We start from the raw sequence: 14,039 nt of genomic DNA on the forward strand, positions 1-14,039 counted from the left end.
TAATAAAACCAACATAATTAATAGGTAATGAACAAAATCATTAACAAAGAGCAGTTTTCTGAAAAAGTTTTCAAATTAGAAATCGAAGCTCCATTAATTGCCAAATCACGCAAGGCAGGACACTTTGTAATTGTACGTGTGGGCGAAAAAGGCGAACGCGTGCCATTAACCATTGCAGGAGCCGATCTTCAAAAAGGAACCATCACATTGGTTGTGCAGGAAGTCGGACTTTCATCCAAAAGATTAAGCGAACTTAAAGTTGGCGATTATATTACAGACGTGGTTGGTCCTTTGGGACAAGCTACACACATCGAAAACTTCGGCACAGTAATATGTGCAGGTGGTGGTGTAGGTGTTGCTCCCATGCTTCCTATCGTGCAAGCACTTAAAGCTGCCGGCAACAGAGTTATCACTGTATTGGCCGGAAGAACCAAAGAACTTATTATTCTTGAGAAAGAAATGCGTGAAAGTTCGGACGAAGTTATTATTATGACAGATGATGGTTCGTACGGAAAGAAAGGGCTTGTAACCGAAGGAGTAGAAGAAGTGATAAAACGTGAAAAAGTAAACAAATGCTTTGCCATTGGCCCCGCCATTATGATGAAGTTTATCTGCTTACTCACTAAAAAATATGAGATTCCTACAGATGTTTCGTTAAATACCATCATGGTAGATGGAACAGGTATGTGCGGTGCCTGCCGTATTACAGTGGGAGGAAAAACCAAATTCGTTTGTGTAGATGGTCCGGAGTTTGACGGACACCAAGTTGATTTCGATGAAATGCTGAAACGTATGCGCGCATTCTCTTCCATCGAACAAGATGAAATGAAAAAACTGCAAGCAAGCTGTGAAGCAACTAAATCCGAAAACTTAGACGGTAGAGATGCTCCCTGGCGCGAGGAACTTCGCAAAAGCATGAAAGCGAAAGACCGCAGCAGCATTGAGCGCGTTCACATGAACGAGTTAGAACCTACCTACCGTATTCAGCACCGTATGGAAGAAGTAAACAGAGGCTTGAACAAAGAGCAAGCGCTGATTGAAGCCAAACGCTGTCTGGATTGTGCCAACCCCGGCTGTGTGGAAGGCTGCCCTGTTGAGATCGACATTCCTCGTTTTATTAAAAACATAGAGCGTGGCGAATTTCTGGAAGCAGCTAAAACGCTGAAAGAAACCAGTGCACTGCCTGCTGTATGTGGTCGTGTTTGTCCGCAAGAAAAACAGTGTGAATCTAAATGTATTCACCTGAAAATGGGCAAAGAAGCAGTAGCTATTGGTAACCTGGAAAGATTCGCTGCCGATTATGAACGCGAAAGTGGCCAGATCTATATACCTGAAATCAAAAACAAAAACGGTATTAAAATTGCTGTTATAGGTTCGGGACCTGCCGGTCTTGCTTTTGCCGGTGATATGATCAAATTTGGCTATGACGTTACAGTCTTTGAAGCTTTACACGAAATTGGCGGTGTACTTAAATATGGTATTCCGGAATTCCGTTTGCCCAATAAAATTGTAGATGTCGAAATAGAGAGTCTTCGTAAAATGGGCGTTGTTTTTGAGAAAGACTGCATTGTAGGCAAAACCATCAGTGTGGAAGATCTTAAAGAAGAAGGCTTTAAAGGATTCTTTGTAGCTTCGGGGGCAGGTTTACCAAACTTCATGAACATTCCCGGAGAGAACTCCATCAACATCATGTCATCCAACGAATACCTGACTCGCGTTAACTTGATGGATGCAGCAAGCCCGGAATCGGACACCCCTGTTACATTCGGAAAAAATGTAGCTGTAATCGGAGGAGGTAATACCGCTATGGACTCTGTACGTACTGCCATGCGCTTAGGTGCAGAAAGGGCCATGATCATTTATCGCCGTTCTGAAGAAGAAATGCCTGCACGTATCGAAGAAGTTAAACATGCTAAAGAAGAAGGCATTGAGTTTCTCACTTTGCATAACCCCATCGAATATATCGCAGATGAAGAAGGACGCGTAAAACAAGTTATTCTTCAAAAAATGGAATTGGGAGAGCCCGATGCTTCCGGACGTCGTCGTCCTGTTGCTATCGAAGGAGCTACCGAAACCATTGATATTGATTTGGCTATCGTAAGCGTAGGAGTATCTCCTAACCCCATTGTTCCAAGTTCCATTAAAGGACTTGAAATGGGTAAATGGGGGACTATCAATGTAGACGATAATATGGAATCATCCATTCCTATGATATTTGCGGGTGGCGACATTGTGCGCGGTGGCGCTACTGTTATCCTTGCAATGGGTGATGGAAGAAAGGCTGCGGCTGCTATGAATGAAAAACTGAAGAAGTAAGAGGCTTCTCATGATACAGAAACCGCCCGGCATTGCAATTGCAGTACCGGGCGGTTTTGTATTTACTTATTTTGATAACTCAATGCTTTCTCTCAATAACACATTAAGTTATTGATTTAATTCAATGCATTCCTTCACTAATCAAACCACTTTATTTGTTTCCGGGTCGGGAAATACCACTGTTGGTTTAAATGTCTTGGCTTCTTCAAAGTCCATAAGTGCATACGACATGATAATTACAATATCGCCCGGTTGTACCTTACGAGCGGCTGCACCATTCAAACAGATTTGTCCGCCCCCTCTTTCTCCTTTAATAATATAAGTTTCAAAGCGCTCCCCATTGTTGTTATTCACAATGTGTACTTTCTCGCCCGCAATCATATTAGCTGCATCCATTAAATCTTCATCAATGGTAATGCTACCCATATAATTAAGATTTGCCTCCGTTACCCGAGCACAATGCAACTTTGATTTCAACACTTCAATCATCATAATAAAGTTCTTTTTATTTAGATTCCTTTATACTTTATGTTATCTATCAGGCGAACATCACCACAAAATACAGCTATACAACCAACTATGTAATCCGTCTCCTCCCACTCACTTACCGGTTGCAACGTATACCCGTTGACAATTGAAAAATATTCCAATTTCAAGCCCGCCGCATTTTCAATAGCTTCCTCTACAAAGTGCTGTGTTTCAGCTATTGTATGAGTCTGTGCAAAGGTAGTACTTTTAAATAATGATTGAGAGATTTTTAATGCATTTTCACGCTCCTCCACCGAAAGACGCATATTCCGACTGCTCAAAGCCAAGCCATCTGCTTCGCGAACAATCGGACAACCTACAATCTCTATATGGTATTTTAGTTGCTTAGTCATTTCACGAATAATTGCCAACTGCTGAAAGTCTTTCTCTCCAAAATAAGCCCGGTCCGGTTGCACTGCGTCAAATAATTTGCTTACAATTTGGCATACTCCATTAAAATGTCCCGGACGAAATGCCCCCTCCATAACAGTATCCAAAGGAGAATAATCAAATTGGCGTGTATCAGGCTCCGGATACATATCTTCTACAGACGGAACAAAAACATACGAAGCGCCTGTTTCTTCCAGTAGTTTACAATCTGACTCTAAGGTACGAGGATATTTAGCTAAATCACTTTTATCATTGAACTGTGTAGGATTCACAAATATACTTACTACTGTGACATCATTACCTTCAACTGACTTTTGAACAAGAGATGCATGACCTTCATGAAGCGCGCCCATAGTTGGAACAAATCCTATCTTCTGATTGAGCAATCTGGCTTCAGATAATGTATTCTGCAATTCTTTTATGGTATAAATCGTTTTCATTCGATTCAAATTACGTTGTCTATTTTCTAAAAAAACGATGCAAAATAAACCATTATTTAGCATATAAAGAAGAAATATCATAAATTAATGCTAAAGGGAGAATGTAAGCACATAAAGAAGACCTCCAATTGACACTGATAATCAACCACTTAACAATTCATAAGGAATTATAGAAAGCCCTGTCTTGCTTTTTAGCCGGTTTTTTTTTATATCTTTGCAGAATATTTACGAGACTATTATGACAAAGGCGAACAAAATTTTATTTATTACCCAAGAAATTACTCCATACGTAGCTGATTCAGAGATGTCTTCCATTGGAAGAAATTTACCACAGTTGATACAGGAAAAAGGAAGAGAAATCAGAACTTTCATGCCCAAATGGGGCACAATCAATGAGCGAAGAAATCAACTCCACGAGGTAATACGCCTTTCAGGAATGAATCTAATAATTGATGACACTGACCATCCACTGATTATCAAAGTTGCCTCTATTCAGGCTGCACGTATGCAGGTTTATTTTATTGATAACGATGATTACTTCCAAAACCGTTTGGAAACGGTTGACGAAAACGGACAGGAATACAATGATAATGATGCCAGAGCCATCTTTTATGCAAGAGGGGTATTGGAAACAGTGAAGAAACTACGCTGGTCGCCGGATATTATCCACTGCCATGGTTGGATGACTTCTTTAGTTCCTCTCTACATTAAAAAAGCATATAACGAAGAGCCATCTTTCCGGAACACGAAAGTTGTTTTCTCGGTTTATGACAATGGTTTTAATAATACATTTGAAGATAATTTCTCTTCTAAGCTCCTTCTGAAAGGTATAGATAAGAATGATGTATCTACATTAAACGGAAGTGCAGTAGACTATGTATCTCTTTCCAAGCTTGCCGTTGATTATTCAGATGGAATTATTCAAAATAGCGCGCAAGTGAATGAAGAAGTAATAAACTATGCACGCAACAATGGCAAATTAACCCTTGATTTCCAGGAACCGGATCTTTATGCGGATGCATGTAACAATTTCTACGATCAGGTTTGGGAATCAACTCATAAATAAATATTAACCACACTTTAACGGACGCATGAAAACGAAATTCGTATGGGTAATGCTACTGGCAATAAGCCTTTTTAGCTGTGATGATAATACCGAAAGTCTTGGATTAGGTGTAATGCCAGATGGGGATAAACTCTCTGTAGCCACAAAAACTTTTCCAGTAACTACCGAATCAGTTCTTTCGGATGCAGTTTTTGCAAAAACTAACATTGGCTATATTGGTAAATATACCGATCCGGAGTTTGGCTATTACGAATCAAGTTTTCTAACCCAACTTAATTGCGTAGATAATCTGAAATTCCCTGCTGTTTATGACAGAGAAACAAAAACGGGTTTAATGGCAGGAGACTCTATTCATCTCACTGAATTGATAATTTCTTATGATGATTATTTTGGTGATTCTTTAAATGCTTGTCACTTAAACGTATACGAATTAAATGACAATTTGGATAAAAATCATTATACCAATATTAACCCATTAGATTATTATAATCCGGAAAAGGATTTTCTTGCTGGTAAAACATATAGTGCGGTTGACTTATCAATAAGCGAATCGGTTAGAAATAATTCAAACTTTACCCCATACGTGCGCGTACAATTACCCAAAGAAATTGGAGAACGCATTTACAGAGTAAACAGAGAACACCCGGAATATTTCTCAAATGCAGATGCATTTATTAAAAACGTATTTAAAGGAGTATATATTGAGAGCGATTTAGGAGATGGAACTGTGCTTTATGCCAATAAAGTAGAACTAAATGTGGTATTCCCGGCTTTTGCTTTAGACACTTTGGATAACAGTATCATAAGAACATCGGATGGAAGAGATTCCATTGAATACTTAGTACGTTCTTTCGTTTCTACCAAAGAAGTTATTCAAGCAAATAAATTCACCAACTCGGATGAACTTGAGGACAAAGTGAAAGAAGAAGAATGGACGTATGTAAAATCGCCCGCCGGAATCTTTACCAAGGTAACTTTACCTATACAAAAAATAGCCGATGAATTAGGTCAGGACACATTAAATGCGGTGAAATTAACCTTCAAAAACTATGCTCAAAAAAGCGATGAGTTATTTAGTATGTCTGCTCCTACATATTTATTATTAATACGTGAAAAAGATTACAAATCATTCTTCGAAGAAAATAAGATTATTGATAATACAACTTCTTATTATGCAACCCATGATTCGTCAAATAATCAATATGTATTCTACAATTTAGCCCGCCTAATTAAAACTTGTATTACCGAGAAAGAAAATGCAAAGAAAGCAGCCGGCACAAATTGGAATGAAGCAGAATGGGATAAAGAAAACGGAAAAGTACTTTTAGTACCGGTTATCATAAATCTGGATTCCAATAAAAATATCACAAGTATTCAAAATGACATGAAACCGGGATATGTAAAACTTAGAGGAGGTACAGATGTCCTGGAAACAAGTGTTACTTACACTTATTTCGCTGAATAAGTAATATTTATACTACCATAAAAATAAGGGGTGCTCTCATATTGAAAGCACCCCTTATTTTTATTACTCCCCCAATTATTACTTGGTAGTTTCTTTCTTTGTTGTCTTCTTTGCCTTTGCAGGAGTTTTAGCAGAAGCCTTTTCTAATTTAGCCTTAGCCTTTTCCAACTCACCTTCTAAACGAGTGATTTCTTCATCCTGATTTTTGATGGTAGTTAACAATGAGTTCAATTCTTCGTTATCCATATCTTCCGGATAGAGTGAGTTTACCCGTTTAATAAAATCACCCAGAATATTCATATAGTTTGTGAAAGCATCATAGGGAGAATCATAATTCCCACGCCAGATAGCTACTCCCGTATTTTTAGTAGTCATGAAACGGAAATTATTACTTGCCTGCAGATAGTCCCAATCTTGCTTAATACGTCGATCTGTAGTCAAGAGGACACGTTCTGCTACACTATATAACTTATTAAAAGCCTCACGTTGAAGTACATTTCCTAACCATGAACTTACATCTCTTTCTTCGTCTGCCCAAGATACAGGATAAGGAATATCTATCTGAGATACAGATTTTAATTTAGAGATAACCTCTGTTGGAGTAGAGAATGTAATCCCTCTATCTTTTGCACAAGCAGGCAGCGCTTTCATAAATTCCAGAATATTCGAAGATAAAGGTTGCACATATCCCAAAGCCGACAATTCCATAAAGATATTAATCACTTGCTCCTCTTGTGGATAAGCTGCAACCCAATCCATATATTTATCGGCAAATAGCGGATAACCGCTCCAATCAGAATCAGAGAAGCGCAAGCTTATATCGTCCGAAAGTTTGTAATCTCTTAATAACACCTTCAAACTTGGTGCCTGATTACAGTGATATACATAATGAGGGCTCTTCCAGCCCAATACTTGTTTGGCACCCTCTGCCAACATTCCCTTGAATCCTAAAGAAGATACTGTTGCTCCAATATCATCCGAATAAAGCAGATTGGAGTTGCGGAATACTTTGGGGGTTTTACCAAATAGCATTTTCATTTTAGCACTATGGCGCTTCACCTCATCTTTAAAACAGTCTTCATTTTCCAAAGACGACAAGCTATGTGAGTAGGTTTCCCCCAGGAATTCGCAACAACCTGTATTATTTAGTTGATGAAGCAAATCGACTACAGCTGGCGCGTGGATTTCTAATTGCTCCAAAGCGATCCCCGAAACGGAAAGAGCTACTTTAAAAGCACCGCCGGAATTATTTATCATTTCGAGCAATGTATTCAATGCCGGAATGTACGAACGCTCGGCTATCTGGTTTATTAATGCTTCGCTGGCATAATCATCATTATAATAATGGTCTACTCCTATATCAAAGAAACGATAGCGTTTCAGAAGTACACTTTGATGTATTTCGAAATAAAAACAAATGGTTCTCATAACTATATTGGTTTATTTATTATCTATAATTTCTCAAAACTTCCTCGTATATTTTGCGGACTTTATATCCTACATTCTCCCATTTAATTTGATCTACCTCTTTTTTACCTTCATCGCGCAGGTATTCATACATAGCAGGATAAGAACAAATAGAATAGATAGCATCTGCCATCGCATGAATATCCCAATAGTCTGTCTTGATACATTTTTCAAGAATTTCGGCACAACCGGATTGCTTCGAAATAATAGTGGGCACACTCACCTGCATGGCTTCCAACGGAGAGATTCCAAAAGGTTCCGAAACCGAAGGCATGATATATACATCACTGGCTTTCAACACCTCGTATACCTGATTCCCTTTCATAAATCCGGGAAAGTGAAAACGATCGGCAATACCACGTTCGGCTACCAAACGTATCATCTGATCCATCATATCTCCACTACCTGCCATCACAAAACGCACATTCTTGGTACGACGCAAAACCATGGCGGCAGCTTCTACAAAATATTCAGGTCCTTTCTGCATGGTGATACGTCCTAAAAAGGTCACCACCTTTTCTTTGGGGTTCTTTTGAGGTACAATATCCATTATTTCTTGCGACAATGGAGATACTGCATTATGAACTGTGGACACTTTTCTTGGATCCTGGTAATATTTCTGAATCACTGTTTGACGTGTAAGCTCACTTACACACATAATATGATCCGCATTGTCCATTCCATTCTTTTCGATAGAATATACCGTTGGGTTTACATTTCCGCGACTTCGATCAAAGTCGGTAGCATGCACATGAATAACAAGTGGCTTTCCGGAAACCTGCTTAGCATGTATTCCTGCCGGATAGGTAAGCCAGTCATGCGAATGAATTATTTCAAATTGCTGCTGACGAGCAACTACCCCTGCCACTATCGAATAATTATTTATTTCTTCATGCAGGTTATCCGGATATCGCCCGGAGAACTCTATACATCCTAAATCATTCGTATGCAGGTAGTTGAAATCGGCATAAATATGATCGCGCAAATCATAGTAAAGTTGAGGGTCCATATAAGCTCCTACCCTACTCTGCACATGATCCCAGTTTACATCTCTCCACACAATCGGGGTACTATTCATCCCAACGATTCTCAAAAAGCTTTGATCTTCATCTCCCCAAGGCTTAGGAATACAGAATGTAATTTCCATATCTTCCTGAAGCGACATTCCTTTCGTCAGACCATAACTTGCAGTTCCTAAACCTCCTAAAATATGCGGGGGGAACTCCCATCCAAACATTAAAACTTTCATATTGGTTCCTCCTCCTTACAGATTATACTTAGATAACAACTTCAGAATACGTAAGATCTCTGCTACATTCATGGCAAAAGAAATTGCTCCACGCCCTCTAAATGGTGGATTTCCATCAAACAACTCGGAAATAGTACCAATGCAATGAGAAGTTATCTCTTCTTCAAACCCAATTAATTGGCGTTCTACAAATGAAATTCCACTCATTTTATAAATGCGCAAATAGGCTTCCAGGTAAAAGCCCATCAGCCAAGGCCACGCGGTACCTTGATGATACGCGTAATCTCGCTCTATTTGTGGGCCTACATAATTCGGATTGTACCCACCGCTTTTAGGACTCAATGAGCGTATACCTTTAGGAGTCAATAGCTCTTTGGTTGCTATGTCGAGTATTTGTTTTTTCTGTTCTTTGGTTAAAGGGGAATAATCAAAGGCTACCGTAAAAATCATATTCGGACGAACACTCCAGTCCATCATATAACCATCTACATAATCCAACAAGTAGCCAAATTCATTGCGAAAAACTTCCACGAAAGATTGCCCTGTTAATTCAGCCTGTTCATCTAATGAAGCTGCTAATACTTCGTTTCCTCCTTCACGAGACATCTCTGCAATGAACCGTAATGCATTATACCACAATGCATTAATTTCCACAATATAACCTGTCCGCGGAATTACCGGTCGACCATTTACTGTAGAATTCATCCAGGTTACAGCTTTCTCCGTTCCATTGGTATAAAGTAAGCCATTATCATGCAAAAAGAGATTTTCATGCTTACGCTGTCTTAAATATTCCATGATATCTTCCAGCAACTTACCATACTTCGTCCGACATTGTTCGCGGGTGGTTTCCTTGCCATATTGTTGCAATGCCCATACAGCCCAGAGCAACACATCCGGATGCTCCATTTCATAAATATTCGGATCTAAGGGTTCATCATTTATAAAAGCATATATGGCTTTTTCTGCGGTTTCCATCACCTTTTCAAAAACATTCTTTTCATCAACGGCAAGTGTTAATCCGGGAAGTGCGATAAACATATCTCGCGCCCTACACTTAAACCAGGGATAACCGGCTAAGAAATAATAATTATCTCCTTGCTTATTTAAAAACTGATGAGCCGAATTCTTCAAGCAATGGTAGAAACTATCACGCGGAGTACGATCTGCTACTGCTTCATCGAACAGTCGCTTCAACTGGCGGGGAGTTTCTTCCGAAATACCGGCGGAAAACACAATACTTTCGCCTTTCTTTATATCTACTTCAAAATATCCGGGTACATATAAATCTTCCTGAAAATGATATCCTCTTTCCTGTTCTTTAGAGTATTCAATTCCCCGGTACCAGTCGGGTATAAAATGAAATTCATTTTTCTTGTTCAGTTGCATGAAAAGCTCCGGATATCCCGGATACATACAGGTCTTTATCCCGTTCTCTATTAACTGATACTCTCTACTGGCTCTTGGATTCTCATTGGTATATTCCCTTACACTACGAAAAGCAAGGAAAGGACGTAACCGAATCTTTGTAGGCGAATGAGCATCCACCAAGGTATATCGAATCAGAATCCGATTCTCATGATGCACAAAGATTTTCTCTTTGGTCAGGACCACCCCTCCTACTCGATAGATTGTCTTTGGAATGGTTTCGCTATCAAATTCGCGAATATACTTATGGCCTTTCGGACTGAAATTATTTCCCTGATATTTATGCAATCCGAGATTAAATTCAGCCCCATGCTGAATAACCGTTTCATCCAGCGAAGAGAGTAACACGTGGTTTTCGTCATCAAGGTTAGGTACCGGTATAACCAGTAAGCCGTGATATTTGCGCGTATTACAATCGACAATAGTGGTACAATGATAAGCACCCGACATATTCGTTCGCAAAATCTCTCTGGGAAGAGATTCCTCCAAATTCATCATCAGAGCCTTGTCAAATCGTAAATAACTCATGGTCTGTATCTTTAAAGGTTAATCTTATATATTTGTTTAAAATAATGTATACTTGATTCCCAAAAATACAAATTATAGCGAGAAATACATATAAAAATCTACTTTATTTTTCATATTTATAGCAATTATTTGTAGCATTGCAAAAGATTTAAATAAATAACATAGAAACCAAGATAGAAAAGGAAAATATGAAGCACGATCTACGAAGAATAATCCTCTCTATGATTGTTCCATTGTTCCTGATTTTTATTCTTTATTTGATAAAAATACTGGAAGTTGGAATGGATTGGGATTTTACCAGGTTAGGTGTATATCCTCTTGAGAGAAAGGGTTTTTTTGGAATTTTCGCACATCCTCTTGTGCATGGAAGTTTCAAACACCTTTTAGCAAACACCTTTCCTCTATTTTTCTTATCCTGGTGCCTATTTTACTTCTACCGAAATATTGCTCCTTATATTTTCTTTATCATCTGGATCGGATGCGGAATACTCACCTATTTTATAGGTAAACCCGGATGGCATATCGGGGTCAGTGGCATTATCTACGGACTTGCTTTTTTTCTTTTTTTCAGCGGAGTATTAAGAAAACACATCCCACTCATTGCCATCTCATTACTCATCACCTTTATATATGGAGGATTAGTGTGGAATATGCTTCCTTTCTTTGCTAAACCTACCACATCTTGGGAAGGTCATCTCAGCGGAGCAATTGCAGGGATGATTTGTGCTTTCGCATTCAGGAGTCACGGACCACAGAAGCCCGAGCCTTTTGAGGAAGAGGAAGAGGAGGAGAAAGAAGAAAAAGAGGAAGAGGAAATAATTGAGAGTTGAAAGTTAACCATACAGCATTATTAACTTTCAACTCTCAACTTCAACTATTTAACCTGGATTATTCATACTCAGTCTCATGAAGTGGTTTAGGCAGTTGAGACTAAATCTCACCAGGTTGAGTATTTATTCTTAAGCCTTTGAGTATTTATTCTCAAGGCTTTGAGTATCTATTCTTAAGCCGTTGAGAAAATATTCTTAAGCCCTTGAGAAAAACAAATCCACCTAAGCTGACTCTCAACTCTATTTTTGTAGGCTTTCTATTAATAGTGTTATGTTAGCAGTAAACAGTCTTACAGCAATTGCAATCAATATTACTCCAAAGAATTTTCGTATAATGTAGATTCCGCCCTTTCCAAGAATTCGTTCTACCTTACCCGTCATACTAATTACAACATATACCCAAATCATATTAAGTATCAGCGCTATAATTATATTGATACTGGCATATTCTGCACGCAATGAAAGCAAGGTGGTAAAAGAACCTGCACCTGCTAACAAAGGAAAAACCAATGGAACTAAAGTGGCTTCTTTTATAGGTCCCTGATTCTTGAAAATTTCTATATCCAACAACATTTCCAGAGCCATCAGAAAGATAACAAGAGCACCTGCCACTGCAAACGATTCAATATCTACATGAAATAGTTTCAACATCCAATCTCCCACAAAGAAAAAACCGATCAATAGCACAAAAGAAATAACTGTTGCTTTGGTAGCATCGACTTTTTGTCCTCTCTCTTTCAGATTGATAATAATAGGTATAGCACCTATAATATCAATTACAGCAAATAACACAATAAAAGCACTAACTAATTCTTGAACACTAAATTTTGAAAGCATATTTTCTCTTTTTTATTTTTCCGCAAAGATAATACATTTTTATGCAATAAATATAAATCCCCTACAAATTCCCTATTGCAATATAAGATTTAATAAAAAAGGATAAAAAGTACGTTTGCATCATCTAAAAGCAATGCGTTTATTGTTACTTTGTATATACAAACGAAATTGAAGTTATATGGAATCAATGTTCAGCACCATGCTAAGGCTTCCGCTTTTTCAAGGACTTTGTCAGGAAGATTTTACAAACATATTAGGAAGAGTAAAGCTACATTTCACCAAACATAAACCCGGAGAGTTATTTATTCGGGAAGGTTCTTTATGCAACGAGCTTGTTTTTTTGCTGAAAGGAAAGATGGCGATGAGTACTACTTCTCCAGATGAGTCTTTCACTTTTATCGAATATATTGACGATACCCATCTGATAGAACCTTATTCATTATTTGGACTCAATACCCAATATGTTTCTTCATATATGGCAGAAACTGAAGTACAAATATTAAGAATCAGCAAAGAATTTGTGGTCAGAGATCTATTCAAGTACGAAATATTTCGTATGAACTTCACCAATTACATTAGTAACCGAGTACAAGCATTAACGAATAAAATCTGGCTGAATACTCCTAACCAGATTGAACAAAAAATCATTCACTTCATCCTTATGCACTCCGAAAAGGTTGAAGGAGAAAAAATCCTGAGAATTAAGATGGATGATTTGGCACGCCATTTAGACAATACCCGATTAAATGTATCGAAAGGATTGAATGAACTTCAGGAGAGAGGAGTATTGGTATTACACCGGAAAGAGATTGTGGTTCCGGATGGGGGGAGGTTAATCCGTGCAATCCATATAATCCGAGGCTAAAAAAATCAATAAAGCCTTTCCGTATAATCAAAAAGCCATTCTGTATCTTTCAATCTTGCATGCTTTCTATCCTTTTCAGATAAGACAGCCTTATCAGCAGGTATTCCCCAATCGATACCCAAATCCGGATCATCCCATGCAATAGCTCCTTCATATTGTGGAGCATAATAGTTATCACATTTATACTGAAAAACCACTTCCTCGCTCAATACACTAAATCCGTGCGCAAAGCCCCGGGGTACAAAAAACTGCCGATGATTTTCTGCGGTCAGCTCAACCGCCTCCCATTGTCCGAAAGTAGGAGAACCTTTGCGAATGTCTACTGCTACATCCAGTACTGCTCCCTTTATCACTCTCACCAATTTACTTTGGCTAAACGGTGGTTTCTGAAAATGTAGCCCTCGAATGACCCCATAACTTGATTTGCTCTCATTATCCTGCATAAACACAGTCTTACATACTTTCTCTTCAAACAATCGCTGAGAGAAAGATTCAAAAAAATAGCCCCTGTCATCTGTAAAGATACGAGGCTCAATAATTACCACTCCGGGTAGTTTGGTTTCTATAATAGTCATTTTGTAGTAGTTAGGAGTTAGAATTTAGTAGATAAAAATATAAAGTTCATTTAAT

General features: G+C 38.4%; 12 protein-coding genes. 5 read left to right on the top strand and 7 right to left on the bottom strand.

Annotated features, from left to right (window positions below):
* Positions 1-27: 27 nt before the first annotated feature.
* Positions 28-2,316: a bifunctional dihydroorotate dehydrogenase B NAD binding subunit/NADPH-dependent glutamate synthase gene (locus D0T60_RS06690; RefSeq protein WP_163217385.1), complete on the top strand. Its 2,289-nt coding sequence runs from the start codon at positions 28-30 to the stop codon at positions 2,314-2,316.
* Positions 2,317-2,457: 141 nt separating this feature from the next.
* Here the strand turns inward: D0T60_RS06690 and panD are convergent, their stop codons facing one another.
* Positions 2,458-2,808, bottom strand: a complete 351-nt coding sequence (gene panD, locus D0T60_RS06695; protein ID WP_163217386.1) for an aspartate 1-decarboxylase — start codon at positions 2,806-2,808, stop codon at positions 2,458-2,460.
* A 17-nt stretch (positions 2,809-2,825) separates the two neighbouring features.
* Positions 2,826-3,674 (bottom strand): pantoate--beta-alanine ligase, encoded by an 849-nt coding sequence (panC, locus tag D0T60_RS06700; RefSeq protein WP_163217387.1) that lies wholly within the window; start codon positions 3,672-3,674, stop codon positions 2,826-2,828.
* 238 nt (positions 3,675-3,912) lie between these two features.
* Here panC and D0T60_RS06705 point away from each other — a divergent pair, with 238 nt between their 5' ends.
* Both D0T60_RS06705 and D0T60_RS06710 read left to right on the top strand, forming a co-directional pair.
* Entirely contained in the window at positions 3,913-4,740 is an 828-nt protein-coding gene (locus D0T60_RS06705) for a glycogen/starch synthase (protein ID WP_163217388.1), read from the top strand.
* 25 nt (positions 4,741-4,765) lie between these two features.
* A complete protein-coding gene (locus D0T60_RS06710) occupies positions 4,766-6,205 on the top strand; it encodes a DUF4270 domain-containing protein (protein ID WP_163217389.1) in 1,440 nt (479 codons plus the stop codon).
* Positions 6,206-6,283: 78 nt separating this feature from the next.
* On the opposite strand, the gene D0T60_RS06715 is transcribed toward D0T60_RS06710, so the two are convergent.
* Genes D0T60_RS06715 through D0T60_RS06725 form a run of 3 tightly spaced genes read right to left on the bottom strand, consistent with a single transcriptional unit; the run spans position 6,284 to position 10,877 of the window.
* Positions 6,284-7,633: a glycoside hydrolase family 57 protein gene (locus tag D0T60_RS06715; RefSeq protein ID WP_163217390.1), complete on the bottom strand. Its 1,350-nt coding sequence runs from the start codon at positions 7,631-7,633 to the stop codon at positions 6,284-6,286.
* 19 nt (positions 7,634-7,652) lie between these two features.
* Positions 7,653-8,921: a glycosyltransferase gene (locus tag D0T60_RS06720; protein WP_163217391.1), complete on the bottom strand. Its 1,269-nt coding sequence runs from the start codon at positions 8,919-8,921 to the stop codon at positions 7,653-7,655.
* 15 nt (positions 8,922-8,936) lie between these two features.
* Complete coding sequence (locus D0T60_RS06725) at positions 8,937-10,877, bottom strand: glycogen debranching enzyme N-terminal domain-containing protein (protein WP_163217392.1); 1,941 nt, start codon at positions 10,875-10,877, stop codon at positions 8,937-8,939.
* 188 nt (positions 10,878-11,065) lie between these two features.
* On the opposite strand from D0T60_RS06725, the gene D0T60_RS06730 reads away from it, so the two are divergent.
* Positions 11,066-11,707: a rhomboid family intramembrane serine protease gene (locus D0T60_RS06730; protein ID WP_163217393.1), complete on the top strand. Its 642-nt coding sequence runs from the start codon at positions 11,066-11,068 to the stop codon at positions 11,705-11,707.
* A gap of 240 nt (positions 11,708-11,947) precedes the next feature.
* Here D0T60_RS06730 and D0T60_RS06735 read toward each other — a convergent pair whose 3' ends face one another.
* Positions 11,948-12,544 (bottom strand): MarC family protein, encoded by a 597-nt coding sequence (locus tag D0T60_RS06735; RefSeq protein WP_163217394.1) that lies wholly within the window; start codon positions 12,542-12,544, stop codon positions 11,948-11,950.
* 178 nt (positions 12,545-12,722) lie between these two features.
* Here D0T60_RS06735 and D0T60_RS06740 point away from each other — a divergent pair, with 178 nt between their 5' ends.
* Positions 12,723-13,409 (top strand): Crp/Fnr family transcriptional regulator, encoded by a 687-nt coding sequence (locus D0T60_RS06740; protein WP_163217395.1) that lies wholly within the window; start codon positions 12,723-12,725, stop codon positions 13,407-13,409.
* A 5-nt stretch (positions 13,410-13,414) separates the two neighbouring features.
* Here D0T60_RS06740 and rfbC read toward each other — a convergent pair whose 3' ends face one another.
* Entirely contained in the window at positions 13,415-13,984 is a 570-nt protein-coding gene (rfbC, locus tag D0T60_RS06745) for a dTDP-4-dehydrorhamnose 3,5-epimerase (RefSeq protein ID WP_163217396.1), read from the bottom strand.
* Between the last annotated feature and the right edge of the window lie 55 nt (positions 13,985-14,039).

Source organism: Bacteroides sp. 224 (assembly GCF_010500995.1).
Classification (GTDB): Bacteria; Bacteroidota; Bacteroidia; order Bacteroidales; family Bacteroidaceae; genus Bacteroides.

What these genes read in the sequence shown, in the direction of transcription:
- D0T60_RS06720 (WP_163217391.1), bottom strand. Translation starts at nt 8,921, where the DNA reads ATGAAAGTTTTAATGTTTGGATGGGAGTTCCCCCCGCATATTTTAGGA.
- D0T60_RS06735 (WP_163217394.1), bottom strand. Translation starts at nt 12,544, where the DNA reads ATGCTTTCAAAATTTAGTGTTCAAGAATTAGTTAGTGCTTTTATTGTG.
- D0T60_RS06725 (WP_163217392.1), bottom strand. Translation starts at nt 10,877, where the DNA reads ATGAGTTATTTACGATTTGACAAGGCTCTGATGATGAATTTGGAGGAA.
- D0T60_RS06740 (WP_163217395.1), top strand. Translation starts at nt 12,723, where the DNA reads ATGGAATCAATGTTCAGCACCATGCTAAGGCTTCCGCTTTTTCAAGGA.
- panD (WP_163217386.1), bottom strand. Translation starts at nt 2,808, where the DNA reads ATGATGATTGAAGTGTTGAAATCAAAGTTGCATTGTGCTCGGGTAACG.
- rfbC (WP_163217396.1), bottom strand. Translation starts at nt 13,984, where the DNA reads ATGACTATTATAGAAACCAAACTACCCGGAGTGGTAATTATTGAGCCT.
- D0T60_RS06730 (WP_163217393.1), top strand. Translation starts at nt 11,066, where the DNA reads ATGAAGCACGATCTACGAAGAATAATCCTCTCTATGATTGTTCCATTG.
- D0T60_RS06715 (WP_163217390.1), bottom strand. Translation starts at nt 7,633, where the DNA reads ATGAGAACCATTTGTTTTTATTTCGAAATACATCAAAGTGTACTTCTG.
- panC (WP_163217387.1), bottom strand. Translation starts at nt 3,674, where the DNA reads ATGAAAACGATTTATACCATAAAAGAATTGCAGAATACATTATCTGAA.
- D0T60_RS06710 (WP_163217389.1), top strand. Translation starts at nt 4,766, where the DNA reads ATGAAAACGAAATTCGTATGGGTAATGCTACTGGCAATAAGCCTTTTT.
- D0T60_RS06690 (WP_163217385.1), top strand. Translation starts at nt 28, where the DNA reads ATGAACAAAATCATTAACAAAGAGCAGTTTTCTGAAAAAGTTTTCAAA.
- D0T60_RS06705 (WP_163217388.1), top strand. Translation starts at nt 3,913, where the DNA reads ATGACAAAGGCGAACAAAATTTTATTTATTACCCAAGAAATTACTCCA.